The sequence below is a fragment of the Thiomonas sp. FB-6 genome, assembly GCF_000377645.1.
Lineage (GTDB): Bacteria > Pseudomonadota > Gammaproteobacteria > Burkholderiales > Burkholderiaceae_C > Thiomonas_A.
Genome location: NZ_KB898497.1, coordinates 13,878 through 39,418, shown reverse-complemented (window position 1 = coordinate 39,418; position 25,541 = coordinate 13,878). Strand labels below are relative to the sequence as shown.

Below are 25,541 nucleotides of genomic sequence, written 5' to 3'. Positions count from 1 at the left end.
GTGCCCAGTTGATCGAAGGGCCAGTTGTGTTTGTGGAAGTCGATGCCCACGGGCTTGCGCTCGATGCTGGGACCCTTGGGGCCCAGGTAGGAGGCGCTGGGATCGCCCAGGGCGATGGTCGCGGTGTCGTCGGCCATGGTGGCTCCGTTCGGGGAACGTGCGGAGGAGGCGGGCAGCCATGAGTGTTTGCGCTGGGCAAGGGCCAGGCCGCTGGCGGCGGCCAGGGCTGCGATCAGCAGCCGCCGTCGCGTCGCGACGCGGGGCGCGTCAGCCATCCCATTCGGCCAGTTTGCGCAACTCGGCGAGCATGCGCTCACGCTTGTCGCCGAACATGAGCTTGTCGTATTGCTGCGCGGTGTTCTTGATCCAATCCATGCGCTCCTTGTAGTGCTCGAGGGCGATTCCCCTGGGCGCCTCGGAGCGGAATTCGTCGTCGTCGGTGTATTCCTCGGCGCTGAAACTGAGCTGGAGCTTGAACAGGTAGAAGAGCTTGTCCAGTCTCATGCGGTCGCGAAGGAATCGGCCTTGTTCGAGATTCCTGATGAGGTCGTCGTCGCTGTAGACCAGGCCTTGCAGCACTTCCCCCTGCTCGTGGCGGGCCATGGCCCAGAGGTGATCCATGCACAGCGCTCGACGGTTGTCCGGGTTCGACTCGTCCTCGATGCGCTTCCACCCCTCGATCGCCTCGCTCATCAGCGGGGCGATGCGGAACTGTCCGATGGGTTTCCCGACTTCTCCGGTTTGCTCGTCGATATGCCAGGGTACGCAGGCAATGACCTCTTTCGCCCATTCCTGGGCGCTGAAGTTGCTCAGCACCGTGGGGTGCAGGTTCTGCGCGTCGCGCTCCTGGGTGCAGATCTCGACCGACTTGGGGCACAGCGCCCAGGCGTAATGCCAGGGCCAGGCATCGTTGTACAGCCACAGGTTGCCCTTGCCCAGGGCCCGGATCGTGTCGCGGGCGAGCCAGTGGACGATCAGCTTTTCCAGCGTGCAGGCCACCTGCTTGGACGCGAAGGCGGCCAGCCCGGCCCAGTAGAAGCGGCCCTGCAGCTTAGGGTTGCCGTGCTCGAAGTCTTCCAGGTACATGCAGGCGTAGGCGCGGGCGATGAGCCGGGCGCGCGTCGCGTAGCGCAGGCCGTCGCGCTGGTAGTGCTCGATCACGGCCGGATCCCGTTCGGCCCTCGCCAGGGGATCAGGCGGCGGCCCGAGCGACTGCCCCGGTTTGGCGCCCATGAAGCGGGCGTGCTGCCGCTCCAGCAACCGCAGGCGTTGACCCTCGGCGAGCGGCTTGGGTTCCGGCGGAGGGGGAATGATCCGGATGTCCTCCCGGGAGAGCTGGATGAACCGCGGCTCCTTGTGCACCACACGGGGGTACAGCTCGAGCATCGCGCGCTGCTGGGCCACGCTCCAGAAGTCGTCGCAGCTGCAGCGCACGGTCGCCGGGGGCCCGCCGCCGCGCACGGTGGTGAACTTGAAGTTGAGGTGATTGGGCATGGCGGGCGCGCGTCGGTTCGCTGCCCGCCAGACTAGGGGCCCCCGCTTGCCCGTGCAGGCGTGCGGATACAAGACCCCGCGAGCCGGGGGGCCGTCTCGAGGAATCGCAGGGCCGCCCCAGGATTCCTGGACCCCCACGCGGGGCAGGGCCGGGCGCAGCCCGGCCCTGGGGGATTCAGAACGCGTCGCCCGGGATGCGCACCCAGCCTTCCATCAGCACGCGGGCGCTGCGGCTCATCAGGGCCTTGGTCACCTTCCACTGGCCCTTGTCGAGCACGGCCTCGGCGCCCACGCGCAGCGTGCCCGACGGGTGTCCGAAGCGCACCGAGGAGCGTTCGCCGCCGCCGGCGGCCAGGTTGACCAGGGTGCCGGGAATGGCCGCGGCGGTGCCGATGGACACGGCCGCCGTGCCCATCATCGCGTGGTGCAGCTTGCCCATGGACATGGCGCGCACCAGCAGGTCCATGTCGCCCGCGGCGACGTGCTTGCCGCTGGAGGCGACGTAGTCGGCCGGCGGCGCGACGAAGGCCACCTTGGGCGTGTGCTGGCGCGTGGCGGCCTCGTCCACGCTGCGGATCAGGCCCATGCGCACGGCCCCGTGCGCGCGGATGGTCTCGAAGCGGGCCAGCGCGGCGGGGTCGGAGTTGATCGCGTCCTGCAACTCGGTACCGCGGTAGCCGAGGTCGGAAGCGTTGAGAAAGATGGTGGGAATGCCGGCGTTGATCATCGTGGCCGCGAAGCTGCCCACGCCGGGGACCTCCAGCGTGTCCACCACGTGGCCGGTGGGGAACATCGCCCCGCCGGCGCCGTCGCCGTCCTCGTCGGCCGCCGGGTCCAGGAACTCGAGTTGCACCTCGGCGGCGGGGAAGGTCACGCCGTCGAGCTCGAAGTCGCCGGTTTCCTTCACCGCGCCGGCGCGCATGGGCACGTGGGCGACGATGGTCTTGCCGATGTTGGCCTGCCAGATGCGCACCACGGCCACGCCGTCGTGCGGTACGTTGTTCGCCGGCACCAGGCCGCTGGCGATGGCGAAGGGGCCCACCGCCGCGGAAAGATTGCCGCAGTTGCCGCTCCAGTCGACGAAGTCGCTGTCGATGGCCACCTGGCCGAACAGGTAGTCCACGTCGTGGCCCGGGCGCGTGGAGGGGGACAGGATCACCGTCTTGCTGGTGCTGGAGGTGGCGCCGCCCATGCCGTCGATCTGCTTGGCGTAGGGGTCGGGGCTGCCGATCACCCGCTGCAGCAGCCGGTCGCGCGCGCGGCCGGGCTGGCGCGCGGCTTCCGGCAGGTCCTGCAGGCGGAAGAACACCCCTTTGCTGGTGCCGCCGCGCATGTAGGTGGCGGGAATGCGGATCTGGGCAAGCTCGGACATGCTGGGTTCCTCGGGTTCAGGCGGTCTTCGACTCGGCCAGGAAGTCCTGGGCGAAGCGCTGCAGGACTCCGCCGGCTTCGTAGATCGAAAGCTCCTCGGCGGTGTCCAGGCGGCAGGTCACCGGCACCTCGGCGCGGCTGCCGTCGCGCCGGTTCACCACCAGCGTGAGCGTGGCGCCGGGCTTGCGCTCGCCCGCCACGTCGTAGGTCTCGGTGCCGTCCAGGCCCAGGCTCAGGCGCGTGGTGCCGGGCTGGAACTGCAGCGGCAGCACGCCCATGCCGATCAGGTTGGTGCGGTGGATGCGCTCGAAGCCTTCGGCGGCGATGGCCTCCACGCCCGCCAGGCGCACGCCCTTGGCCGCCCAGTCGCGCGAGGAGCCCTGGCCGTAGTCGGCGCCGGCGACGATGATCAGCGGCTGGCGCCGTTGCATGTAGGTCTCGATGGCCTCCCACATGCGCATGACCCGCCCCTCGGGTTCCACGCGCGCCAGCGAGCCCCGGCGCACGCTGCCGTCGGCGTTGCGCACCATCTCGTTGCTCAGCGTGGGGTTGGCGAAGGTGGCGCGCTGCGCGGTGAGGTGGTCGCCGCGGTGGGTGGCGTAGGAGTTGAAGTCCTCCTCGGGCAGGCCCATGTGCGCCAGGTACTCGCCGGCGGCGCTGTCGAGCAGGATCGCGTTGGAGGGCGACAGGTGGTCGGTGGTGATGTTGTCGGGCAGGATGGCCAGCGGGCGCATGCCGCGCAGCGTGCGCTCGCCCGCCAGCGCCCCTTCCCAGTAGGGCGGGCGGCGGATGTAGGTGGAGCGCTCGCGCCAGGCGTACAGCGGCTCGGCGGCCTGCGCGCTCTGCGGGCGCAGCGCGAACATGGGCTCGTAGACCTGCCGGAAGAACTCGGGCTTGACGGCCGAGCGCACGAGCGCGTCGATCTCGGCGTCGTCGGGCCAGATGTCGGCCAGGCGGATGTCGCGCCCGCCGGCCGTGCCCAGCACGTCGCGCTCGATGTCGAAGCGGATGGTGCCGGCGATGGCGTAGGCCACGACCAGCGGCGGTGAGGCCAGGAAGGCCTGCTTCGCGTAGGGGTGGATGCGCCCGTCGAAATTGCGGTTGCCCGACAGCACGGCGGTGGCGTACAGGTCGCGCTCCTGGATTTCCTGCTGGATGGCCGGGTCCAGCGCGCCGGACATGCCGTTGCAGGAGGTGCAGGCATAGGCGACGATGCCGAAGCCCAGCGCCTCCAGGTCGGGCAGCAGCCCGGCCTGCTCCAGGTACAGGCGTACCGCCTTGGAACCCGGCGCCAGCGAGCTCTTCACCCAGGGCTTGCGCTGCAGCCCCAGGCGGTGGGCGTTGCGCGCCAGCAGGCCGGCGGCGATCACGTTGCGCGGGTTGGAGGTGTTGGTGCAGCTGGTGATGGCGGCGATGATCACCGCGCCGTCGGGCATGCGCCCGGGCTGCTGTTCCCAGGGCCTCGCGATGCCCTTGGCGGCCAGCTCGGTCGTGGCCACGCGGGCATGCGGGTTGGAGGGGCCGGCCAGGTTGCGCACCACGCCGGAGAGGTCGAAGCGCAGCGTGCGCTCGTACTGCGCGCCGGCCAGGCTGTCGGCCCACAGGCCGGCGGTCTTCGCGTAGGTCTCCACCAGCCGCACCTGCTCGGGCGCGCGCCCGGTGAGCCGCAGGTACTCGAGGGTCTGCTCGTCGATCGCGAACATGGCCGCGGTGGCGCCGTACTCCGGGGCCATGTTGGAGATGGTCGCGCGGTCGCCCAGCGTGAGCGCGGCGGCTCCCTCGCCGCGGAATTCCAGATAGGCGCCCACCACCTTGGACTTGCGCAGGAACTCGGTCAGCGCCAGCACGATGTCGGTGGCGGTGATGCCGGGGGCGGGGCGCCCGTCCAGCTCCACGCCGACGATCTCCGGCAGGCGCATCCAGGAGGCGCGCCCGAGCATCACGTTCTCCGCCTCCAGGCCGCCCACGCCCACCGCGATCACGCCCAGCGCGTCCACGTGCGGGGTATGGCTGTCGGTGCCCACGAGGGTGTCGGGGTAGGCCACGCCGGCGTCGGCGTGGATCACCGGGGACATGCGCTCCAGGTTGATCTGGTGCATGATGCCGTTGCCCGGCGGGATCACGTCGACGTTGCGGAAGGCCGTGCGGCACCAGTCGATGAAGTGGAAGCGGTCCTCGTTGCGCCGGTCCTCGATGGCACGGTTCTTGGCGAAGGCCTCGGGGTCGTCGCCGCCGCACTCGACGGCCAGCGAGTGGTCCACGATCAGCTGCACCGGCACCACCGGGTTCACCCGCGCCGGGTCGCCGCCCTCGGCGGCGATGGCGTCGCGCAGCCCGGCCAGATCCACCAGCGCGGTCTGGCCCAGGATGTCGTGGCACACCACGCGCGCCGGGAACCAGGGGAAGTCGCGGTCGCGGCGGCCCTCGGCGATCTGCAGCAGGCACTCGTCGAGCCGCTGCGGGTCGCAGCGGCGCACCAGGTTCTCGGCGTGCACGCGGGCGGTGTAGGACAGCGTGTCCCAGCTGCCCGGGCGCAGCGCCTCGACGGCCTCGCGGGCGTCGAAGTAGTCCAGGGCGGTGCCGGGAAGTTGCTTGCGGTAGCGCTTGTTCATGGGGATCGGCTCAGGAACGCTTGGCCAGCGGCACGAAGCTCTGGTCCTCGGGGCCCACGTAGTTGGCGCTGGGGCGGATGATCTTGCCGTCCTGGCGCTGCTCGATCACGTGCGCGGCCCAGCCCGAGGTGCGCGAGATCACGAACAGCGGCGTGAACATGGCGGTGGGCACGCCCATCAGGTGGTAGCTCACGGCGGAGAACCAGTCCAGGTTGGGGAACATCTTCTTGATGTCCCACATCACGCTTTCCAGGCGCTCGGCGATCGCGAACAGGCGCAGGTCGCGCTGGTCCTCGCCCAGGCGCCGGGCCACCGCCTTGATCACCTTGTTGCGCGGGTCGCTGACCGTGTAGACCGGGTGGCCGAAGCCGATCACCACCTCCTTGTTCTCGACGCGCCGGCGGATGTCGGCCTCGGCCTCGTCGGGGCCGGCGTAGCGGCCTTGCACCTCGAAGGCCACCTCGTTGGCGCCGCCGTGCTTCGGGCCGCGCAGCGCGCCGATGCCCCCGGCGATGGCCGAGTACATGTCCGAGCCGGTGCCGGCGACCACGCGCGAGGTGAAGGTGGAGGCGTTGAACTCGTGCTCGGCGTACAGGATCAGCGAGGTGTGCATCGCGCGCACCCACAGCTCGTTCGGGCGCCGGCCGTGCAGCAGGTGCAGGAAATGCCCGCCGATGGAGTCGTCGTCGGTCTCCACCTCGATGCGCCGGCCGTTGTGGCTGAAGTGGTACCAGTACAGCAGCGCCGAGCCCAGGCTGGCCATCAGGCGGTCGGCGATGTCGCGCGCGCCGGGCAGGTTGTGGTCGTCCTTCTCGGGCAGCAGGCAGCCCAGCACCGACACGGCCGTGCGCATCACGTCCATCGGATGGCTGGACGCAGGCAGCGCCTCCAGCGCCTGGCGCAGCGCCTGCGGCAGGCCGCGCAGCGCGCGCAGCTTGGTCTTGTAGGCGCCGAGTTCGGCCGCGCCGGGCAGCTTGCCGTGCACCAGCAGGAAGGCAATCTCCTCGAACTCGCAGGTCTCGGCCAGGTCCAGGATGTCGTAGCCGCGGTAGTGCAGGTCGTTGCCGGTACGCCCGACGGTGCAGATGGCGGTGTTGCCGGCGACGGTACCCGACAGGGCGACGGACTTCTTGGGCTTGAAGCCCGGGGTGGTGGTCTCGGACATGCTTGGGCGCTCCTGGGTACGGATCATTGGGGGTTGCGGCGGCCGGCGAACATCTGGTCCAGGCTTTGCTCGTAGCGGTGGTAGCCGATGCGGTCGTACAGCTCGTCGCGGGTCTGCATGGTGTCCAGCACCGCGCGCTGGGTGCCGTCGCGGCGGATGCTCTGGTACACGTTCTCGGCGGCCTTGTTCATGGCGCGGAAGGCCGACAGCGGGTACAGCGCGATGGCCACGCCGGCCGTGCGCAGTTCGTCCAGCGTGAACAGCGGGGTCTTGCCGAATTCGGTGATGTTGGCCAGCACCGGCACCTTCAGCTCGTCGACGAAGCGCCGGTAGGTGGCCAGGTCGGGCACCGCCTCGGCGAAGATGCCGTCGGCGCCGGCCTCGACGCAGGCGCGCGCGCGCTCGATGGCGCGCTCCACGCCTTCCACCGCGATGGCGTCGGTGCGCGCCAGCAGGAAGAACTGCGCGTCGGTGCGCGCGTCCGCCGCGGCCTTCACGCGGTCGGCCATTTCCTCGGAGGACACGATTTCCTTGCCGGGGCGGTGGCCGCAGCGCTTCGCGCCCACCTGGTCCTCGATGTGGCAGGCGGCGGCACCGAACTTGATCAGGCCCTTGATCGTGCGCGCGATGTTGAAGGCGCTGGGGCCGAAGCCGGTGTCGATGTCCACCATCAGCGGCAGTTCGCACACGTCGGTGATGCGCCGCACGTCGGTGAGCACGTCGTCCAGGGTGTTGATGCCCAGGTCGGGCATACCCAGCGAGCCGGCGGCGACCCCGCCGCCGGACAGGTAGATCGCGCGGTAGCCGGCGCGCTGGGCCAGCAGCGCGTGGTTGGCGTTGATGGCGCCGATGACCTGCAGCGGGCTTTCCTCGGCCAGCGCGGCGCGAAACAGGGATCCTGGAGATTTCATGGCAAGGGGCAAGTTGTGGGGGCTACGGGGCAGCGATCGCAAGGAGCGTGCCACCGCGTGGGTCTGCGCGCAAGCCCTGGAATTTCCACGGGAAAGCCTGGGTTGCACGACGATTCGCCGGATGCGGGCTGTTGCAAAAGTGAAATACATGTTCCAATCCTGCAACCCGAGCCTCTCATCTTGCGCCATGGCCGAGCATCCGTCCACCCCGTCCGCCGCCGCCGCAGAGGCGCCGCCGCGCATCCTGGCCATCGGCTTCCTGCGGCTGAAGCAGTTGCTGCTCGAGGTGGCTCCCGAGTACGCGCGGCGTGCCCGCGTCGACGTGGTCGACCGGGGTTTCGACGAGGCGCTGGTAGAGATCGAGGCGCAGCGCGCCGTCGAACGAGTGGACGTGCTGGTGGCCGCCGGCCTGCACGGCGAATTCCTGCGCAGCCATTGCGATCTGCCGGTGGTCATGGTCAAGGTCGGCGGATTCGACCTCATGCATGCGCTGGCGCGCGCGCGCGAGCTGTCGCCGCGCATCGCCCTGGTCAGCTTCGGGGCCATCAGCGCCGAGGTGGAGCAGTTCAGCCGCGGCTTCGGCTTGCAGGTGACCCAGCGCAGCTACCGCAGCGAGGCGCAGGCGGCCGCGTGCGTCGAGTCCCTGCGCGAGGAGGGCATCGACGTGGTGGTGGCTCCCGGCATGGTGCTGGACCTGGCCGAGCAGGCCGGCATGCGGGGCATCCTGCTGTATTCCCACGACGCGGTTCGCGCGGCCATCGACGACGCCGTGGAAATTGCCCGTGCCTCCCGGCTGGCCTCGGCCAAGCGCGAACGCCTGAACACCATCCTGGAGCAATTGCGCGACGGCGTGGTGGCGGTCGACGAGGCCGAGCGCATCGAGGCCGTGAACCCGCCCATGCAGCGCCTGCTCGGGCGCAGCCGCGCGCAGTTGCTGGGGCGCGTGCTGGGCGACGTGGCGCCGGAGTTCACGCTGGCGCGCACCCTGCGCGACGGCGTCGAGCAGGCCGAGGACATCGTGCGCTTCGGCGCGCAGACCCTGGTGATCAGCCGCAGTCCCATCGTCGAGCGCGGCCTGCGCACCGGGGCCGTGCTGACCTGCCAGGACCCTGCCGCGATCCAGCGCGTGGACCGCAGCCTGCGCGCGCGCGCGCGGCCGGCGCCGACCGGCACGCGCTGGCGCCTGTCGGACCTGGTCGGCCAGTCCGCGGCGATGCGCCGTGCGCTGGCGCAGGCCGAACGCTTCGCGCACAGCGAGGCCACCGTGCTGCTGGTGGGCGACAGCGGAACCGGCAAGGAACTGTTCGCGCAGGGCCTGCACGCGGCCAGCCGGCGCCGCGCGCAGCCTTTCGTGGCCATCAATTGCGCGGCCTTCCCCGAGTCGCTGCTGGAAAGCGAACTGTTCGGCTACGAGGAGGGCGCCTTCACCGGCGCGCGCAAGGCAGGCAAGGCCGGGTTGTTCGAGGCCGCCCATACCGGCACGCTGTTCCTGGACGAGATCGGCGACATGCCGGTGTCGCTGCAGACCCGGCTGCTGCGCGTGCTGCAGGAGCGGGAGATCCTGCGCGTGGGCGCCACCGAGCCCACGCCGGTGGACGTGCGCGTGATCGCCGCCACGCACCGGGACCTGGCCGAGCGCATCGAGGCCGGGCTGTTCCGGCGCGACCTCTACTACCGCATCAACATCCTGCGCCTGGAGCTTCCCAGCCTGCGCGAGCGCCGCGAGGATCTGCCGGCGCTGTGCGCGCACCTGCTGGAGCGGGCGCTGGAGCGCGCACATGCGCCGGACACCTCGCGCGCCCCCCTGCTGCGCGAACTGCTGCGCCTGATCGCCCAGGCCGCCGACTACGACTGGCCCGGCAACGTGCGCGAACTGGAGAACCTGTGCGAGCGCGTGGCGGGCGCCGCCGGCCACGACCCGGCGGGCGCCGACGCCGTCGCGCTGGCCGAGTGGCTGCCGGAGTTGGCGCGCCGCGCGCCGCTGCCGTCCCCTGGGGCGGGCACCGCCGCGTCGCCCGCCGACACCGCGCGCAGCGCGCCGGTGGCCGCCGGGCATCCCGTCGCGGGCGCCGGCACGCTGGCGGGCCGTCGCGCCGAATCCGAGCGTGAGCTCATCGAGCGCACGCTGGCCGAATGCGGGGGCAACCAGGCGCTGGCCTGCGAGCGCCTGGGCATCGCGCGCAGCACGCTGTGGCGCAAGCTGCGCGCGGGCGCCGCCGGCGCTCGCCTCAGGGACTGACCTGGCGCGTGGGCAGGATCAGCGACTCCACGGCGTTGACGTGCGGCGGCTGCGCGAAGGCCCACAGCAGCGCCTGCGCGATGTCCTCGGCATGCAGCGCCTGGATGGAGTCGCGCCGCGCCTTCATCTGTTCCGCCGGCACGTTGTGCCCCCACTCGGTGTAGACGGCGCCCGGCTCGATCAGCGACACGCGGATGCCTTCGCCGCCGAGTTCCTTGCGCAGCGCGTCGTGCAGGCCCACCACCGCGAACTTGGTGGCGTTGTAGACGGCCCAGCCTTCGATGCCGCGGCGCCCGCCGACGCTGGAGACGGTGCTGATCATCGCCCCGGGGCGTCCGTGCAGCAGGGGAATCGCCGCCCGCGTGCAATGCAGAACGCCCCAGAGGTTGGCGTCGATGGTGGCCTTCCACTCCTCGACCTTGCCGTGCTCGAATGCGCCGTGGTAGCCCACGCCCGCGTTGTTGAACAACAGGTCGAGGCCGCCGAAGCGCTGCTGGACGGTGTCGAACAAGGCGCCCACCTGTGCGGCGTCGCCGACGTCGGTGGGCAGGGCCAGCGCACCTTCGCCCAGTTCGCTCGCCAGGGCCTCGATGCGTTCGCGGCTGCGCGCCGCCAGCACCACGCGCACGCCCTCGGCGTGCAGTGCGCGCGCCGCCGCGGCGCCGATGCCGCTGGACGCGCCGGTGATCACCGCGACCTGTCCGCGCAGGTCACGCATTCGCAAGCTCATGAAGTCCTCCCGGGAAAATGCAGGGTCCAGTGCCCTGCGGTGTGCATCCGGGGAAATCCTAGGCCGGCTCGCCGATCCCTGCAGGATCCGCCCGCGCCGCGCGCAGCGGCAGCGGCTGCGCGCGGCCGGGCCTGGCCAGGTGCGCCAGCAGCAGCCGATAGGTGTCGAGGTCGAAGCCGAAGCCCGCGCCGGCCCGGCGCTCGCGCAGCAGGTCCTCCAGCTCGGCCTCGTCGTGCACGGTGCCGAGGTGGCGCCATTGGTCGAACACGTGCAGGTCGCTGCGCTGGCCGTCGTCCGAGACCTCGCGCAGGCCCACGGGGCCGCTCCAGGGCCACGCGCGCAGGCGCTCGGAGGCCAGCGCGGCCTGCACGCGCAAGGCGTGGCGCTGCGGGCTCTCCTCGCCGCAGCAGGCGCCGCGGCAGCGGCCCAGCTGATGCGCGAAGCAGCGCCCGGTGCCGCTTTCCAGGCCGAGCAGGCGCTGGCACAGGCCCTGCGCGTCGGCCAGGTCGCGCAGCGACTGCAGCGCCTGGCGCCGGCTGCGGTAGGTGCCGTACAGGCTGGGCACAACCTCGGGATCGAGTTCCTCGCCGCGCACCAGCGTGAGCAGCGGGCGCTGCGCCGGATCCGCGGCCAGGCGCCAGCTGCAAAGCTGGTTGTCGCGCCGCAGCTTGCGGTTGAACAGCGGCTGCAGCTGCTTGACCAGCCGGGCCTCGAGCAGCAGCGCGCCCAGCTCGCCGGCGGTCTCGCGCACCTCCACGCGGCGCAGCTCCTGGCTCAGGCGCGTCTCGCGGGCGTCGCGGTGGTCGGCCTGGAAATGCGACAGCACGCGCCGGCGCAGGTTGACGCTCTTGCCGATGTACAGCGGGATCTCGCCCTCGCCGTGGAACAGGTACACGCCGGGGCCTTCGGGCAGCGTGGAGACGTCGGTGCGCAGCTGGGGCGGAAGGCTGGCGGCGGCCTGCAGCAGCGCCTGCGCGTGCGCGGCCAGCGCGGCCTCGCCATGCAGCTCGCGCATGCGCTCGAGCCAGTCGCGCAGCACCAGCACGTCGCCCAGCGCGCGATGGCGGGCCGGGTTGACCAGGCCGTGGCGGCGCATGATGGCGTCCAGCCCGTGGCCGGAATGCTGGGGCTCCAGGCGCCGCGACAGGCGCACCGTGCACAGGGTGCGCAGACGCGGCTCGACGCCGGCGCGCGCCAGCGCGTTTTTCAGGAATCCGTGGTCGAAGCGCACGTTGTGCGCCACCAGCACCGCGCCTTCCAGCAGCGGCAGCAGGGTGTCGAGCAGTTGTTCGAAGGCGGGAGCGCCGGCCACCATGGCGTCGCTGATCCCGGTCAGGCGCTGGATGAAGGGGGGAATCGGGCGTCCAGGGTCGACCAGGCTTTGCCAGCGCGCCGTCTCCCGGCCGCCGTCGAAGCGGATGGCGGCGATCTCGGTGATGCGGTCGCGCACCGGGTCGCCGCCGGTGGTTTCCAGGTCGAGCAGCAGGTAACTCGGGAGCATGCGGGCATTGTGCCTGCACACCCGCGCGCTTGCGTACCATGGGTGTCCAGTGTCCGACTCCGCGTGCCGCCCCGACCATGGACTTCAGCCTTTCCCCCGAGTTGCAGGAGTTGCAGCTGCGCGTACGGCGCTTCATCGCCGAACAGATCCTCCCCTTCGAGGGCGACCCGCGCTACGGCGCGCACGGCCCTTCCGAGGACCTGCGTGACGAACTCGTGGCCCTGGCGCGCGGCGCCGGGCTGCTCACCCCGCAGGCTTCGCCCGAGTTCGGCGGCATGGGCCTGAGCCACGTGGCCAAGGCGGTCGTGCTGGAGGAGGCCGGCTACTCTTCGCTGGGCCCGACGGCGCTGAACGTGCACGCGCCCGACGAGGGCAACATGCATCTGCTGGAAGCGGTGGCCACCCCGGCGCAGAAGCAACGCTGGCTGGCGCCGATGGTGCAGGGCAGGCTGCGCTCGTGCTTTTGCATGACCGAACCGCCGCCTGGGGCCGGCTCCGATCCGTCGATGCTGTCCACGACCGCCCGGCGCGACGGCGACGGCTGGGTGATCGACGGGATCAAGTGGTTCATCACCGGTGCCCGGGGCGCGGGCCTGGGCATCGTCATGGCGCGCATGGAGGACGGCTCGGCGACCATGTTCCTGTGCGAGATGGACCGCCCGGGCATCGAGGTGCTGCGCACCATGGACGCGATGGATTCCTGCTTCACCGGGGGCCATGGCGTGGTGCGCCTGGGCGGCCTGCGCGTCAGCGAGGCCGACGTGCTGGGCGAGCTGGGGCAGGGCATGCGCTACGCGCAGGTGCGCCTGGCGCCGGCGCGCCTGACCCATTGCATGCGCTGGCTGGGACAGGCGCGGCGCGCGCACGACGAGGCGCTGGCCTACGCGCGCCGGCGCCAGGCCTTCGGGCGCCCGCTGGGCGAGCACCAGGGCGTGGGTTTCATGCTGGCCGACAACGAGATGGACCTGCACACCGCGCGCCTGCACATCTGGCACACCGCCTGGCTTCTGGACCGCGGCGAGCGCGCGAATTTCGAGTCCAGCCGCGCCAAGGTGGTCTGTTCCGAGGCCGAATGGCGGGTGGTCGACCGCTGCGTGCAGATCCTCGGCGGCCAGGGGGTGACGGGCGAGAGCGTGGTGGCGCGCATCTTCGCCGACCTGCGGGCCTTCCGCATCTACGACGGCCCCAGCGAGGTGCACCGCCACAGCCTGGGCCGCAAGATCCTCGCCGGGCGCCGCGACGCCTCGCTGCGCCAGGGCTAGACAGCCTGGGCGCCGGCTCAGGCGCTGGAGCGGCGCCGCCTTCCCGCCGGCAGCCCGGCCACGGTGGGGGAGAAGTCGGTGTGCTCGAAATCGATGCCGTGCTCGAGCATCTGGCCGCGCAGGTAGCGCAGTGCCGCGCGGGCCGGCATGTGGCGCTGCGCGCCCGCCAGCTTCCACCAGTGCTTGGCGAGCCCCACGTCGGGCAGCACGCCGATGCCGCGCCAGTACATCTTGCCCAGCTGGTACTGGGCCAGCACATGGCCCTGCTCGGCGGCGCGGTTCAGCCAGCGCAGCGCGGCGGCCAGATCACGCGGCGCGCGGCGCCCGCGCAGGAGGGTCAGGCCCAGCATGTACTGGGCGGCGTCGTGCCCCTCGTCGGCCGCGCGGCGCAGCCAGTCGACGGCTTCGGGCCAGCGCTCGCGGGCATGGCCCGACAGCAGGGTCAGGCCCAGCGAGTACTGCGCGGAACGGTGGGACTGCTCGGCGGCGCGCCGGAACAGCTGCAAGGCCAGCGCGCGATCCCGCGGCACGCCCAGGCCCTGCAGGTACAGGCGCCCGAGGAACCAGTTGGACGGAGCGTCGCCCTGGTCGGCGGCCGCGCGGTACCAGCGCGCCGCTTCGGCGTGATTGCGCGCCACCACCTGGCCGTTCTCGAACAGAATGCCGATGGACCCGATGGCTCGCACCATGTTCTGTTCCGCGGCCTTTTTCCACCAGTACATGCTGCGCGCATAGTCCTGCGCGACGCCGCGTCCGTGGTAGTGCATCCAGCCCAGGTTGTACTGGGCGCTGGCCGAGCCCAGGATGGCCGCGCGTTCGTACCAGACGCCCGCCTGCTCGTGCTCGCCGAGATTGCGCAGGTGGTCGCCCAGCCACTCCTGGGCAACCATGTCTCCCGAGTGCGCGAGTTCTACGACTTCCTTGGGAATGCTTGTGGCGTTCATCGGCCGGGATGCCCAGGCGGGCGCAGGGTGACATTCTCTTGCAATATTCTCCACCCGCCGAACGGCGCCCGCCATCCTTTCTTCACGGGGGCGAGCGCGGGAATACGCGCATGCCCAGCAGCGCCAGGCGCGCCGCGCCCAAGGCAGCGTCGGCGTGGCGCGCGGCGCGCACCGGGCATCCGAGCATGCGCTCGCGCAGGCGGGTCCAGGCGGGGTTGGCCGCGCCGCCGCCGCAGCTCAGCACCTCGCGCGGCGCCGGCGCGCCCAGTTCGGCGAAGCGTGCATAGCCCTGCGCCTCGATGCGCGCCAGGCCCTGCAGCAGGCCGTGCAGGTATTCGGCATCGTCGTGCGGGCGCGGAGCCAGGCGCGGGCGCATGCCGGGATCGGCCCGCGGAAAGCGCTCGCCCACGCCCGGCAGCGGGTACAGGTCCAGCGGGCTGTCGCGTTCGGGGTCGATGCGCGCGCTGAGTTCGCGCAGGCGCTGGTCGTCGAACAGGGCCCGCAGCGCGGCGCCGCCGGCCTGGCTGGCGCCGGAGACCAGCCAGCCGGCTCCGAAGCGGTGGCTGTAGACCCCGTGCCTCGCATCGTCGATGCGCCGCGGCGACAGCAGCTTGAGGGCCAGCGTGCTGCCCAGGCTGCTCAAGCCCAGCCCCGGGCGGTCGGCGCCGCTGCCCAGGAAGGCGGCATTCGCGTCGGTGGTGCCCGCCACCAGGCGCAGCTCGGGCCGCAGGCCCATCAGGCGCGCCAGCGCGGGATCCACGCGGCCGATGCGGCTGCCCGGCGCGACGATGCGCGGCAGCCGCGCCGCGAAGGGCTGGCGCGAGGCGGGCTCGCTCCACGCGCAGCGTGCGGGGTCGCCGCCGCTCTTGAGCGCGTTGTGCCAGTCGGTGATGCCGCCGCGGGCGAGGCCGCCCGCGCGCAACCGGGCGAACAGCCAGTCCGCCTGGTGCAGCGCCAGGGCGTCGTCCAGCGCCTGGCTGCCCAGTTCCTGCCAAAGCCAGGCCAGCCGGGCCAGGCCGTCCAGAGGACCGCTGTGGCCGGGCGGGAAGTCGGCAGGCCGATGCTCGAAGTACATCAGCACCGGCCCGCGCGGGCGCAGGTTGCGCCCCGCCCACAACACGCTGCCGGAGGTGGCGCAAAGCGACAGCGCGTCCAGCCGCGCGCGCAGCGCCGCGGGAATCGCCGCCAGCAGTTGGAACAGCGCGCCCTCCCACTCGGCGCAGCCCTGGGCGCGCGCGTCGGCGTAGTGGCAGGCGGTCTCGAACAGGCGGCGTTGGCGCCGGTCGATCACGCACAGGCGCGCGCCGCTGGTGCCGAAGTCCAGCCCCGCCGCCACGCGCGCCAGCGCGGCGCGGGGCGCGGAAATGCCGGAGCGGGCAGGGGGCGGGAACATGGGCGGGGTCGAAGCTGCGGGCAAGGCCCGCATTGTGCCCGCCGGCGCCCGCACCGGCCGGCGCTTCAGTTCAGCTTGACCTCGACCCGCCGCGGCTTCGCGTGCTCGGCCTTGGGAATGCGCAGCTCCAGCACCCCGTCCTTCATGCTGGCCTGGATGGCCGCCGAATCGAGTTCGCGCGACAGCGTGAAACTGCGTTCCCAGGCGGCGCTGCGCAGCTCGGCGTAGAAGGGCTGCATGCCCTGGGCCAGTTCGATGCGCACCTGCCCGCGCAGGGTCAGCGTGTCGCCGTCGACCTGCACCTGCAACTGCTCGCGCGGCACGCCGGGCATGTCGGCGCGCAGCGTGATGCCTTCGGCATCCTCGAAGATGTCCACGCGCGGGGCCTGGGTGGGCGTCGCGCGCGCGCCGCCGCCGGCGGCGCCCGCCTGGGGTGCCGTGGAGGAGGGGGCGATCTGGGTATTCGTCGTGTTCATGGTCGGACTCCTTGCGATCCCGCTTCGGTTTCAGTTCACGGCGATGCGCCGCGGCTGCACGGCCTCGCGGCGCGCGATGCTCACGCGCAGCACGCCGTCGGTGTAGCGCGCCTCGATCTTCGACGCATCGATGTCCTCGGGCAGGGAGATCACGCGGCGGAAGCCGCCGCTGAAGCGTTCCTCGGCATAGCTGACCTGGCCCTTGGGCGCCGCGGGCAGTTCGCGCTTGCCGACGATGCTCAACAGGTTGTGGTCCACCGTGACTTCGAGTTGCGAGGCGTCGATGCCGGGGGCGAAGGCGTAGACCTCCACGGCCTGCGGCGTGGACGCCACGTTGATGGCGGGAAAGCCGGCGCCGCCCACCGCGCGGATGCTCACGGGCAGCCCGAATCCGGCGAGGTCGCGGTCGAGCTCGCGCTGCAGGCGGTCGAGATCGGCGAACCAGCTCGCCGGCGTCTTCAGCATGGTTGCAATCATGGTCCTGGCTCCTTGCAGATGGTCGGGTCAGGGCGTCGCGCCGCGAGGCTGCAGCGCCCTTTGCTGCCTATCTGCGTGCGCCTGTGCAGGATTTCAAGGGCCCGGCGCGGCGGGCGGGGCTTGCAGGCGCCAGGCGCCGCAGTACACGACCATGTCCTGGCCGCGGATGCGCCCGACCAGGGTCATGCCGGCCTGCGCCGCGGCGCGTACCGCCAGCGCCGTCGGCGCCGACACCGCGGCCAGCACGGTGCAGCCCGTGCTGGCGGCCTTTTGCACCATCTCGATGCTGGCCCGGCTGCTGATCACGATCAGTCCCGCGCCGGCGTCGAGCCCGCCGCGCGCGGCGCCGCCGACCAGCTTGTCCAGCGCGTTGTGGCGACCTACGTCCTCGCGCAGCAGCAGCGGGCGGCCGTCGGCCCCGCACAGCGCCGCGGCATGCACCGAGCCGGTGGCCGCGAACAAGGCCTGCAGCGGGCGCAGCGCGGCCACGGCGCGGGCCAGCGCGGCCGGTTCCACGCGCTGCCCGGTGCCCACGGGGGCGACCGGGCGCAGCGCCTGGTCCAGCGAATCGGTGCCGCACAGCCCGCAGCCGGTGCGTCCGGCGAGGCTGCGCCGGCGCAGCTTGAGCGCCTGAAGCCGGCGCGACGCGATGTCCACGCGCAGGGTGATGCCCTGCGCCGAGGCCTCGGCCGCGATGTCGAACACCTCGCCGGGATGCTCCACGATGCCCTCGGTGAGGGCGAAGCCCAGCGCGAAATCCTCCAGGTCGGCCGGTGTCGCCAGCATCACCGCGTGGGAAATGCCGTTGAACTCCAGCGCCACCGGGACTTCCTCGCACAGCAGGTCCCGGCGTGCGAGCGCCTGTCCGGCGTGCAGGCTGAGCACCTCGGCGGCGGCCGCGCCGGGAGGGGCGTCGGGAGCGCGTGGGTCCATCGGCGCCTGCCTTTCAGGCCGCCAGCGCGCAATCCACGCTGAGCGCCTGCAGCAACTGCTGCAACTGCTGCGGCGGCATCCCCAGCAGCAGCCCCCGGCGCCCCGCGTTCACGTACATGCGCGGCAGTTCGAGCACGCTGAGCTGCAGGTACACGGGCATGGGCTTGCGCAGCGCGAACGGAGAGGTTCCCCCCACCTGGTAGCCGCTGTGGCGCTCGGCCACCGCCGGATCGCAGGGCTGCACCTGCTTGGCGCCGATGGCGCGCGCCAGGTTCTTGGTGGAGACCTGACGGTCGCCGTGCATGAGCACCACCAGCGGCCGCGCCGACGGGTCCTGCATGACCAGGGTCTTCACCACGGCGTGCGGGTCCAGGCCGAGCGCCTGCGCGCCCCAGGCGGCGCCTCCGTGCTCGACATACTCGTAGGGGTGGAGGCTGAACTCCACGCCGCGGCTGCGCAGCCAGGCGGTGGCGGGCGTCTCGGTGGGGTGCTGGCGGCGCGTGGACACGGGGCCGAGATTAGCACCTGCCGCCAGGCTTCGCCGCCCCGGCGCGCAGGGGCGGCGGGCCGTATGCTAGGGCCATGCAGCCCGACACCTCCGCCGCCGAAGTCTCCAGCGCCAGCGCCGCCGACGACGCCTGGTTCTTTCCCGGTTTCGAGCCGCGGCGCGTGGCCACGGCGCCCGGCATCTGGATCCACACCCTGCAGGGCGGCGAGGGTCCGCCGCTGCTGGTGCTGCACGGCCATCCGCAAACCCACGTGATCTGGCATCGCGTGGCCGGCGAGCTGGCCCGGCATTTCCGCGTCGTGTTCTGCGACCTGCGCGGCTACGGCGATTCGTCCAAGCCCGCCGGCGGCGCCGACCACGCCGAATACAGCCGGCGCGCGATGGCCGGCGACATGCTGGCGGTGATGCGCGCGCTGGGGCACCAGCGCTTCGCCGTGCTCGCGCACGACCGTGGAGCCCGGGTGGCGCACCGGCTGGCCGCCGACCATCCGGAGGCGGCGCGCCGCATGACGCTGCTGGACATCGCGCCCACGCTGGCCATGTACCGCAAGACCGACGAGGCCTTTGCTCGGGCCTACTGGCACTGGTTCTTCCTGATCCAGCCGGCGCCGCTTCCCGAGCGCCTGATCCAGGCCGACCCCGGAGCCTACGTGCGCGACCTCATGCGTTCGCGCAACGGCGGCCTGGAGGCTTTCGACCCGCGCGCGCTCGAGGCCTACGCGCGCAGCCTGGCGCAGCCGGGAGCGGCGCACGGCCTGTGCGAGGACTACCGCGCGGCGGCCGGCATCGACCTCGAGCATGACGCCGCCGACCGCGCGCGCCGCGCACGCCTGGGCATGCCCCTGCAGGTGCTGTGGGGCGAGCATGGCGTGGTGCAGCGCTGCTTGCGTCCGCTGGACGAATGGCGCGAGGTGGCCGACGACCTGCGCGGCGCGACCTTGCCCTGCGGACACTACGTCCCGGAGGAAGCGCCACGCGAACTGCTGGACGCCGCATTGCCCTTCCTGCTCGGGCAGGGCTGAGCGGCCGGCGCTCCCCGAGGCTGTGGCGCAAGGGCAACGCCGGGCCGGCGCGCGTCGGCGCATCCCCGGCCAGCACCTATTATCTGGGAAAAATGCACATTCAGATGCCACCGGCATCGACGATTCCACGGGGGGCGCAGCAGTTTTCGGACTCGTGAAAGGGAGCGCCTGAATCATGACTCGCCATTGGAAGATTTCCGCACTCGCCCTGTTGCTCGGCGGGGCCTTGTTCACCGCGGCGCAGGCCGAGGAACCCTACTGGTCCCTGTCGGTGGGCACGCCCGGCCTGGTGGCCAACCTGGGCAACGTGCTGCCGGCTCCGCCGGTGGTGGTGGCGCCGCCCGTGGTGTACGCGCCGGCACCGGTGTACTACGCGCCCGTCTACGCCGCGCCGCCGGCCTACGGCTGGCGCCGCGGCCACCGCTGGCACCGCGACGACGACGAACGCTGGGGCCACGACCGCTGAGCGCGCCCGCCCTCAGCCGCGCCGCGTGAGCGCGGCGGTGGCCATGCCCAGCAGCAGCCCCCACAGCGCGCTGCCGACGCCTCCCAGCGTGAAGCCCGAGGCGGTCACGAGGAAGGTCACCAGCGCGCCGTCGCGCCAAGCCTCGTCGGCCAGCGCGCCGGCCAGGCTGTTGCCGATGGTGCTCAGCAGCGCCAGCCCGGCGATGGCCGCCACCAGGGCGTGCGGGAAGGCTGCGAATAGCGCCGCCACGCTGGCGCCGAGCAGCCCGGTGATGGCGTAGAACACGCCGGCCCACACGGCGGCGCGCCAGCGCTGGCGCGGGTCGGGGTCGGCCTCGGGGCTCATGCAGATGGCCGCGGTGATCGCCGCCAGGTTGTAGGAAAAGCCGCCGAAGGGCGCCAGCAGCACGCCGAGCAGGCCGGTCCAGCCCACCAGGGGCGAGGCCGGCGTCGAATAGCCGTGGGTGCGCAGCATGGCGATGCCGGGCACGTTCTGCGAGGCCATCGACACGATGAACAACGGCAGCCCGATGCCCAGCAGGCTGCTCCACGCGAAACTCGGTGTGACCCATACCGGATGGGTCAGGCGCAGCGGCAGTGCGGCCAGGTGCCAGTCGCCGCCCAGCGTGGCCACCAGCAGGCCGACCGCGAAGCTCAGCGCCACCGCGTAGCGCGCGAGCCAGCGCCGCGCCACCAGCAGGGTCAGCAGCATCGCGCCCACCAGCCCGAGGCGATGTTGCAGCGCGCCGAACACCCCGAGGCCGAACTCCAGCAGCACGCCGGCCAGCATGCCCGCGGCCAGCGCGCGGGGAATGCGGTGCATCAGGCGCTCGAACCAGCCGCTGAAGCCCGCCAGCGCGGCCAGCGCGGAGGCGAACACGAACACGCCCAGCGCCTGCGCCATCGGCACGCCGTGCAGCGAGGTGGCCAGCAGCGCGGCGCCCGGTGTGGACCATGCGGTGAGCACGGGGGCCCGGTAGCGCAGCGACAGGCCGATGCAGCTCAGGCCCATGCCCAGGCCCAGCGCCCACAGCCAGGAAGCGATTTCCGCCGGGCCCGCGCCGGCGGCGCGGGCCGCCTCGAACACGATGGCCGCCGAGCTGGTGTAGCCGACCAGCACCGTGACGAAGCCGGCCGACACGTGCGAAGGCGAGAACCAGCGCGCGAGGGCGCGTGGCGTGGGTGTGGCGGGCTGGGTCATGGCGGCGGGGCTTCGAGGGCGGCGGTGCCTGCGCTAAGCTGGCGGCGTACGCGATAACGCACGAAAGCCCGAGCCTAGCCGATGGACGCTATAACGCACAAGGGGGCCGCCCAAGCCCAGGCGGCGCAAGCCGCCGATGCCGGCCCGGACATCGCGCGCAGGCTCTCGGAGCGGCTGCGCGCGCTGCGCGCCGAGCGGGGCTGGAGCCTGCAGCGCGCGGCCGAGGCCTGCGGGGTGAGCAAGGCCATGCTGGGCCAGATCGAGCGCGGAGAATCCAGCCCGACGGTGGCACTGCTGTGGCGCATCGCCGGCGGCTTCGGCTGCGCCCTCAGCGACCTGCTGCCGCCCCATGCGGGGGCGGCGGCCGAGGTGCGCGATCCGCGGCGCGTGCGTTCCCGGCCGGCCAGCGACGCCATGCTGATGGCACCGTTGTTCGCCTTCGACCCCGCGCTGGGCTTCGAGGTCTTCGAGCTGACCCTGCTGCCCGGCTACGAGCGCGTGTCCGAGCCCCACGTCGCGGGCGTGGTCGAGCACGTCGTGGTGCAGCGCGGCAGCCTGGAAGTGCTGAGCGGCGGAGCCTGGGTCCGCCTGGGAGAGGGGGATGGTCTGCGCCTGGCCGGCGACCGTGAGCACGGCTACCGCAACCCGGGCGGCGCGCCCGTGGTGTTCCTGGACCTGATCCACTACCCGCGAGGGCGAGCCGCGGTTCGCGGTTGAGCGCCCCCAGGGCCGGGCTGCGCCCAGCCCGCCCCCCGTGGGGGTCAAGAAAACTTGGGGCGGCCCGGCGTTTTCTTGAGAGCCTCAGGTTCGCACGCGGATTGCCGCAGGTCATCGCGCGCGCGTGCGCGACCGGCTATGCTGGGCTTTTGCGACTGACCCTGCCGCCATCCCAATGCAGTTCAAGGACTACTACGAGCTTCTGGGCGTGCCCCGCGGTGCCGGCGCGGACGAGATCAAGCGCGCCTACCGCAAGCTGGCGCGCAAGTACCACCCGGACGTCAGCAAGGAACCTCAGGCCGAGGAACGTTTCAAGGAAATCGGCGAGGCCTACGAGGTGCTGGGCGACGCGGAAAAGCGCGCCGCCTACGACCGACTGGGTTCGCGCTGGCGCGAGGGGCAGGACTTCCGCCCCCCGCCGGACTTCGGCAGCGGCTACGAGTTCAGCGGCGGCGACTCCGGCGCCCCCGACGACGAGGCCGCCTTCAGCGAATTCTTCGAGTCCCTGTTCGGAGCCGCGCGCCGCGGCGGAGGCCACGCGGGCATGACTGCCGACCACCACGCACGCGTGGACATCGACCTGGAAGACGCCTTCGGCGGCGCCGAGCGAACCATCAAGCTGCAAAGCCCGCAGACCGACGCCTCGGGACGGGTGCGCCTGGTGGAGCGCAGCCTGCTGGTGCGCATTCCCGCCGGCGTGCGCGAAGGCCAGCGCCTGCGCCTGGCCGGGCAGGGCGCGCCAGGGGCCGGGGGCAAGCGCGGCGACCTGTACCTGGAGCTGCGCTTTCGCCCGCACCCGGCGTGGCGTCTGGTCGAGCGCGACCTGTACATGGAACTTCCGCTGGCTCCGTGGGAGGCGGCGCTGGGCGCGAAACTGCAGATCGCCGTGCCCGGCGGCATGGTCGAGCTGCAGGTGCCGCCGGGCTCGCAGCCCGGGCGCAAGCTGCGCCTGAAGGGCCGGGGGCTGCCCGGCAAGCCGCCGGGCGACCTGTACGTCGAGCTGCGCGTGGTGCTGCCGCCGGCCGGCGACCCCAAGGTGGCACAGGCCTGGCGCCGCATGGCCTCCGAGGTGTCCTTCGATCCGCGCGCCAAGGCAGGCAACTGAACCGGAGGGCCGATTCCATGCAAGAGCCTCGAGTCGAATGCCTGGCCATGGACGAGAACGTGCTGCTGCGCGCCGTCGACATCGCGCGCGCCTGCGGCGAATCCGAGGCCTGGGTGCTGGAGCTGGTGCAGGCCTCGATCCTGGACACCGCCGCGCATTCGCAGGCGCCGATGCTGTTCGCCGGCCACGCCTTGTTCGTCGCGCGCCGGGTGCGCCGGCTGCAGCGCGATCTCGGCGTGAACCTGGAGGGGGCCGCGCTGGCGCTGGATCTGCTCGAACGCATCGAGCGCCTGGAGGCCCTGCTGCGCCGCGTCGGCGTGGAGCCTGCGCCGGCCGCGCTGGAGCCGGGCCACGACGCCTGAGCGCCGCGGCGCCGGGCCGGGCCGCTACTGCGGCGCCAGTTCGGCCAGCAGTTCGCTTTCCAGCTCGGTCTGCGTGCGCTCGCTGCCCAGACCCTCGCCTTGCAGCAGGAAAGTGTCTTCCACCCGTTCGCCCAGGGTGCTGATCTTGGCCAGCTGCACGCTGATGGCGCGTGCAGCCAGCACCCGCGCGATGGCGTAGAGCAGGCCGGTGCGGTCGCTGGCGCGCACGCTGAGGATCCAGTGGTTGCGGCGCTCGTCGGCGCGCAGGTCGACCCGCGGCTGCACCGGGAAATTTCGCACCCGGCGCGACACCCGGCCGCGCACCGGCTCGGGCAGCGGACCGCGCTCGGCCAGCGTGCGCGCCAGTTCCACCTCGACCAGCGAGATCAGGTGGCGGTAGCGCTGGGCCAGCGAGGGCTCGGCCACGACGAAGCTGTCCAGCGCGCGCCCGGCCCGCGTGGTGTGCACCTTGGCGTCGAGGATGCTGAAGTTGTGGCTGTCGAAGAAGCCGCAGATGCGGGCGAACAGATCGGGCTGGTCGGCCCAGTACACCAGCACCTGCAGGCCTTCGCCGTGCGGGGCCAGGCGGCAGCTCACCACGCTGGCGTCGCCGCCGCCGTGGCGCAGAAGCTCGCGCGTGTGCCAGGCGACGTCGGCCGGGTCGTGGCGCAGGAAGTAGCTGGAGTCCAGCGTGTCCCACAGCTGCGCCGAGCCCTGTTCGTCCAGGCCGTACAGGTTCAGCAGGCGCCGCGCCTCGGCGCGGCGCTGCTCGATGTCCGCCTGCGGATTCGGCGCCTGGCCTCCCAGCACGCGCAGCGTGGCGCGGTACAGGTCTTCCAGCAGCTTGGCCTTCCATCCGTTCCAGACCTTGGGGCTGGTGCCGCGGATGTCGGCCACCGTCAGCAGGTACAGCGCGGTGAGCAGCGGCGCGCTGCCCACCTGCGAGGCGAAGCGCAGCACCACGTCGGGGTCGCTGAGGTCTTCCTTCTGGGCCACGCGCGACATGGTCAGGTGGTGCGCGACCAGCTGGGCGACGAATTCGGTGTCCTCGCGGCTCATGCCGTGGGCGCGCGCGAAGGCGCGCAGATCCTGTGCACCGAGCTGGGAGTGGTCGCCGCCGCGGCCCTTGGCGATGTCGTGGAACAGCGCGGCCAGCACCAGGCGCCAGGGCTTTTCCAGGCCGGCGGCCAGCTGCGCGCAAAAGGGATACTCGTGCGCGTGTTCCAGGATGAAGAAGCGCCGCACGTTGCGCACCACCATCAGCGTGTGCTGGTCCACCGTGTAGACGTGGAACAGGTCGTGCTGCATGCGCCCGACGATGCGCCGGAAGGCCGGCACGTAGCGCCCCAGCACGCTGGTGCGGTTCATCAGGCGCAGCGCGTGGGTGATGCCGCTGGGCGAGCGCAGGATGCGCATGAAGGCGGCCCGGCTTCGCGGGTCGGCACGAAAGCGCGCGTCCATGCTCTCGCGAGCGTGATACAGAGCGCGCAGGGTCGGCGCGGTGAGTCCGCGGATTCCCGGCGCCAGCGTGAAAGCCACGAAGGTCTCGAGGATGGCCGGCGGATCGCGCTCGTACAGGCGCGGGTCGGCCGGCTCCAGGCGGCCGTCCTTGTCCAGGAACATGCCGTCGGCCACGCCGTCGATGCCAGTGACCGGACGCCCGGTCTGCTCGGCCAGCTCCGGCCACAGCCGGCCCTCGATGGTCAGCAGCACGATCTGGTTGAGCTGCTCCACCGCCTTGGCGGCCCAGTAGTACTGCTGCATCAGCACCTCGCCGGCGCGCTTGCCGGGCTCGGCCCCCAGGCCCAGCGAGGAGGCCACGACGGTCTGCAGGTCGAACACCAGACGGTCCTCGCGCCGGCCGGCGGCCAGGTGCAGGTGGGCGCGGATGCGCTTGAGCACGCGCTCGTTGGCCTGGATCTTGCGCGTCTCGTAGGGGCTGAGCACGCCGCTGCGCAGCAGCTGCGGCCAACTGCTGCCCAGGCCGGCCGCGCGCGCCACCCACCGCAGGATCTGCAGGTCGCGCAGGCCGCCGGGGCTTTCCTTGCAATTGGGCTCGAGCGCGTAGGGCGTGTTCTCGAACTTGGCGTGGCGCTGGCGCATTTCCAGCAGCTTGCCCTGGAAGAAGGCGCGCGGGTCGAGCCCGGCGCTCCAGACCGTGCGAAAGCGCCGCACCAGCGCGGCGTTGCCGCACAGCGGCCGCGCCTCCAGCAGCGAGGTCTGCACCGTCAGGTCGGCGGCCGATTCCTCCACGCAGGCCTGCACGGTGCGCACGCTGGGCGCGATTTCCAGCCCCGCGTCCCAGCAGGCCGCGACGAAGCGCTCGGCGGCGGCCTGCGTGTGCGCGTCGGGCGCGTCGGGCAGCAGCACCAGCACGTCGATGTCCGAGCCGGGGAACTGCTCGCCGCGCCCGAAACCGCCCACCGCCAGCAGCGCCGCCGCCTCGGGCATGCGCGCCAGCGCCCACACCTCGCGCAGGGCCAGCTCGGCGCCGCGGCACAGGCCGCGCAGCAACTGGCTCAGGCGCCCGGGGTGAGCGCGGAAATCGTCGATGCAGGCCTGGCGCGTGTCACGCCAGGCGCCGCGGATGCGGGCCGCCTCGGCGGCCTGGCCCGAGGCCGATGTGGCGAGCGCGCCCATGGTCGTCGCGGCT

General features: G+C 72.2%; 22 protein-coding genes. 7 read left to right on the top strand and 15 right to left on the bottom strand.

The features are described 5' to 3' along the window. Positions 1–267: 267 nt before the first annotated feature. The 5 genes from D466_RS22000 to prpB all read right to left on the bottom strand — a co-directional run bounded on the left by D466_RS22000 (position 268) and on the right by prpB (position 7,553). Positions 268–1,494, bottom strand: a complete 1,227-nt coding sequence (locus D466_RS22000) for a hypothetical protein (RefSeq protein WP_018914635.1) — start codon at positions 1,492–1,494, stop codon at positions 268–270. A gap of 175 nt (positions 1,495–1,669) precedes the next feature. Then, positions 1,670–2,866 (bottom strand): 2-methylaconitate cis-trans isomerase PrpF, encoded by a 1,197-nt coding sequence (gene prpF, locus D466_RS0115540; protein WP_018914634.1) that lies wholly within the window; start codon positions 2,864–2,866, stop codon positions 1,670–1,672. A gap of 16 nt (positions 2,867–2,882) precedes the next feature. Then, positions 2,883–5,477, bottom strand: coding sequence for a Fe/S-dependent 2-methylisocitrate dehydratase AcnD (gene acnD, locus D466_RS0115535; RefSeq protein ID WP_018914633.1), 2,595 nt, complete (start codon positions 5,475–5,477; stop codon positions 2,883–2,885). Positions 5,478–5,487: 10 nt separating this feature from the next. Further along, positions 5,488–6,642 (bottom strand): 2-methylcitrate synthase, encoded by a 1,155-nt coding sequence (gene prpC, locus D466_RS0115530; protein ID WP_018914632.1) that lies wholly within the window; start codon positions 6,640–6,642, stop codon positions 5,488–5,490. Positions 6,643–6,665: 23 nt separating this feature from the next. After that, positions 6,666–7,553, bottom strand: coding sequence for a methylisocitrate lyase (gene prpB / locus D466_RS0115525; protein ID WP_018914631.1), 888 nt, complete (start codon positions 7,551–7,553; stop codon positions 6,666–6,668). Positions 7,554–7,740: 187 nt separating this feature from the next. Here prpB and prpR point away from each other — a divergent pair, with 187 nt between their 5' ends. After that, complete coding sequence (gene prpR, locus D466_RS0115520) at positions 7,741–9,792, top strand: propionate catabolism operon regulatory protein PrpR (RefSeq protein WP_018914630.1); 2,052 nt, start codon at positions 7,741–7,743, stop codon at positions 9,790–9,792. Here the strand turns inward: prpR and D466_RS0115515 are convergent. Both D466_RS0115515 and D466_RS0115510 read right to left on the bottom strand, forming a co-directional pair. Next, a complete protein-coding gene (locus tag D466_RS0115515) occupies positions 9,782–10,522 on the bottom strand; it encodes an SDR family oxidoreductase (protein ID WP_231385747.1) in 741 nt (246 codons plus the stop codon). The two genes, prpR and D466_RS0115515, sit on opposite strands and share 11 nt — an antisense overlap. A 58-nt stretch (positions 10,523–10,580) precedes the next feature. Further along, positions 10,581–12,023 carry a 3'-5' exonuclease family protein gene (locus tag D466_RS0115510; RefSeq protein WP_018914628.1) on the bottom strand — a complete coding sequence of 481 codons (1,443 nt, stop codon included), beginning with the start codon at positions 12,021–12,023 and terminating at the stop codon, positions 10,581–10,583. 77 nt (positions 12,024–12,100) lie between these two features. Here D466_RS0115510 and D466_RS0115505 point away from each other — a divergent pair, with 77 nt between their 5' ends. Continuing rightward, positions 12,101–13,285, top strand: a complete 1,185-nt coding sequence (locus tag D466_RS0115505; RefSeq protein WP_018914627.1) for an acyl-CoA dehydrogenase family protein — start codon at positions 12,101–12,103, stop codon at positions 13,283–13,285. A gap of 17 nt (positions 13,286–13,302) precedes the next feature. On the opposite strand, the gene D466_RS21995 is transcribed toward D466_RS0115505, so the two are convergent. The 6 genes from D466_RS21995 to D466_RS0115475 all read right to left on the bottom strand — a co-directional run bounded on the left by D466_RS21995 (position 13,303) and on the right by D466_RS0115475 (position 18,016). Then, positions 13,303–14,229 (bottom strand): SEL1-like repeat protein, encoded by a 927-nt coding sequence (locus D466_RS21995; RefSeq protein WP_196803497.1) that lies wholly within the window; start codon positions 14,227–14,229, stop codon positions 13,303–13,305. Positions 14,230–14,311: 82 nt separating this feature from the next. Next, complete coding sequence (locus D466_RS21990; protein ID WP_018914625.1) at positions 14,312–15,622, bottom strand: FGGY-family carbohydrate kinase; 1,311 nt, start codon at positions 15,620–15,622, stop codon at positions 14,312–14,314. Positions 15,623–15,687: 65 nt separating this feature from the next. Then, complete coding sequence (locus D466_RS0115490) at positions 15,688–16,098, bottom strand: Hsp20/alpha crystallin family protein (RefSeq protein ID WP_018914624.1); 411 nt, start codon at positions 16,096–16,098, stop codon at positions 15,688–15,690. Positions 16,099–16,128: 30 nt separating this feature from the next. Beyond that, positions 16,129–16,575 carry an Hsp20/alpha crystallin family protein gene (locus D466_RS0115485; protein ID WP_038166496.1) on the bottom strand — a complete coding sequence of 149 codons (447 nt, stop codon included), beginning with the start codon at positions 16,573–16,575 and terminating at the stop codon, positions 16,129–16,131. A gap of 93 nt (positions 16,576–16,668) precedes the next feature. Continuing rightward, the gene (gene fdhD, locus D466_RS0115480) at positions 16,669–17,508 is read right to left on the bottom strand and encodes a formate dehydrogenase accessory sulfurtransferase FdhD (RefSeq protein ID WP_018914622.1); all 840 of its coding nucleotides are present in this window, start codon (positions 17,506–17,508) and stop codon (positions 16,669–16,671) included. 13 nt (positions 17,509–17,521) lie between these two features. Continuing rightward, complete coding sequence (locus tag D466_RS0115475; protein WP_018914621.1) at positions 17,522–18,016, bottom strand: aminoacyl-tRNA deacylase; 495 nt, start codon at positions 18,014–18,016, stop codon at positions 17,522–17,524. Between the two features lie 74 nt (positions 18,017–18,090). On the opposite strand from D466_RS0115475, the gene D466_RS0115470 reads away from it, so the two are divergent. Beyond that, on the top strand, positions 18,091–19,038 hold the full coding sequence (locus D466_RS0115470; RefSeq protein ID WP_018914620.1) for an alpha/beta fold hydrolase: 948 nt from the start codon (positions 18,091–18,093) through the stop codon (positions 19,036–19,038). A 175-nt stretch (positions 19,039–19,213) separates the two neighbouring features. Beyond that, positions 19,214–19,504, top strand: a complete 291-nt coding sequence (locus D466_RS0115465; RefSeq protein WP_018914619.1) for a hypothetical protein — start codon at positions 19,214–19,216, stop codon at positions 19,502–19,504. 12 nt (positions 19,505–19,516) lie between these two features. Here D466_RS0115465 and D466_RS0115460 read toward each other — a convergent pair whose 3' ends face one another. Further along, positions 19,517–20,704 (bottom strand): benzoate/H(+) symporter BenE family transporter, encoded by a 1,188-nt coding sequence (locus D466_RS0115460; protein WP_018914618.1) that lies wholly within the window; start codon positions 20,702–20,704, stop codon positions 19,517–19,519. A gap of 81 nt (positions 20,705–20,785) precedes the next feature. Between D466_RS0115460 and D466_RS0115455 the strand changes: the two genes are divergently transcribed. From D466_RS0115455 to D466_RS0115445, 3 genes are all read left to right on the top strand, one after another. Continuing rightward, positions 20,786–21,421, top strand: coding sequence for a helix-turn-helix domain-containing protein (locus D466_RS0115455; protein WP_018914617.1), 636 nt, complete (start codon positions 20,786–20,788; stop codon positions 21,419–21,421). A 175-nt stretch (positions 21,422–21,596) separates the two neighbouring features. Next, complete coding sequence (locus D466_RS0115450) at positions 21,597–22,526, top strand: DnaJ C-terminal domain-containing protein (protein WP_018914616.1); 930 nt, start codon at positions 21,597–21,599, stop codon at positions 22,524–22,526. A 17-nt stretch (positions 22,527–22,543) separates the two neighbouring features. After that, complete coding sequence (locus tag D466_RS0115445; protein WP_038166494.1) at positions 22,544–22,888, top strand: chaperone modulator CbpM; 345 nt, start codon at positions 22,544–22,546, stop codon at positions 22,886–22,888. Positions 22,889–22,912: 24 nt separating this feature from the next. Here D466_RS0115445 and D466_RS0115440 read toward each other — a convergent pair whose 3' ends face one another. Further along, the gene (locus D466_RS0115440) at positions 22,913–25,528 is read right to left on the bottom strand and encodes a [protein-PII] uridylyltransferase (RefSeq protein WP_018914614.1); all 2,616 of its coding nucleotides are present in this window, start codon (positions 25,526–25,528) and stop codon (positions 22,913–22,915) included. Positions 25,529–25,541: the final 13 nt, after the last annotated feature.

Bases quoted from the DNA above. Each gene is read 5' to 3' on its own strand.
- D466_RS22000 (WP_018914635.1), bottom strand. From the start codon at position 1,494: ATGCCCAATCACCTCAACTTCAAGTTCACCACCGTGCGCGGCGGCGGG.
- prpF (WP_018914634.1), bottom strand. From the start codon at position 2,866: ATGTCCGAGCTTGCCCAGATCCGCATTCCCGCCACCTACATGCGCGGC.
- acnD (WP_018914633.1), bottom strand. From the start codon at position 5,477: ATGAACAAGCGCTACCGCAAGCAACTTCCCGGCACCGCCCTGGACTAC.
- prpC (WP_018914632.1), bottom strand. From the start codon at position 6,642: ATGTCCGAGACCACCACCCCGGGCTTCAAGCCCAAGAAGTCCGTCGCC.
- prpB (WP_018914631.1), bottom strand. From the start codon at position 7,553: ATGAAATCTCCAGGATCCCTGTTTCGCGCCGCGCTGGCCGAGGAAAGC.
- prpR (WP_018914630.1), top strand. From the start codon at position 7,741: ATGGCCGAGCATCCGTCCACCCCGTCCGCCGCCGCCGCAGAGGCGCCG.
- D466_RS0115515 (WP_231385747.1), bottom strand. From the start codon at position 10,522: ATGAGCTTGCGAATGCGTGACCTGCGCGGACAGGTCGCGGTGATCACC.
- D466_RS0115510 (WP_018914628.1), bottom strand. From the start codon at position 12,023: ATGCTCCCGAGTTACCTGCTGCTCGACCTGGAAACCACCGGCGGCGAC.
- D466_RS0115505 (WP_018914627.1), top strand. From the start codon at position 12,101: ATGGACTTCAGCCTTTCCCCCGAGTTGCAGGAGTTGCAGCTGCGCGTA.
- D466_RS21995 (WP_196803497.1), bottom strand. From the start codon at position 14,229: ATGAACGCCACAAGCATTCCCAAGGAAGTCGTAGAACTCGCGCACTCG.
- D466_RS21990 (WP_018914625.1), bottom strand. From the start codon at position 15,622: ATGTTCCCGCCCCCTGCCCGCTCCGGCATTTCCGCGCCCCGCGCCGCG.
- D466_RS0115490 (WP_018914624.1), bottom strand. From the start codon at position 16,098: ATGAACACGACGAATACCCAGATCGCCCCCTCCTCCACGGCACCCCAG.
- D466_RS0115485 (WP_038166496.1), bottom strand. From the start codon at position 16,575: ATGATTGCAACCATGCTGAAGACGCCGGCGAGCTGGTTCGCCGATCTC.
- fdhD (WP_018914622.1), bottom strand. From the start codon at position 17,508: ATGGACCCACGCGCTCCCGACGCCCCTCCCGGCGCGGCCGCCGCCGAG.
- D466_RS0115470 (WP_018914620.1), top strand. From the start codon at position 18,091: ATGCAGCCCGACACCTCCGCCGCCGAAGTCTCCAGCGCCAGCGCCGCC.
- D466_RS0115465 (WP_018914619.1), top strand. From the start codon at position 19,214: ATGACTCGCCATTGGAAGATTTCCGCACTCGCCCTGTTGCTCGGCGGG.
- D466_RS0115460 (WP_018914618.1), bottom strand. From the start codon at position 20,704: ATGACCCAGCCCGCCACACCCACGCCACGCGCCCTCGCGCGCTGGTTC.
- D466_RS0115455 (WP_018914617.1), top strand. From the start codon at position 20,786: ATGGACGCTATAACGCACAAGGGGGCCGCCCAAGCCCAGGCGGCGCAA.
- D466_RS0115450 (WP_018914616.1), top strand. From the start codon at position 21,597: ATGCAGTTCAAGGACTACTACGAGCTTCTGGGCGTGCCCCGCGGTGCC.
- D466_RS0115445 (WP_038166494.1), top strand. From the start codon at position 22,544: ATGCAAGAGCCTCGAGTCGAATGCCTGGCCATGGACGAGAACGTGCTG.
- D466_RS0115440 (WP_018914614.1), bottom strand. From the start codon at position 25,528: ATGGGCGCGCTCGCCACATCGGCCTCGGGCCAGGCCGCCGAGGCGGCC.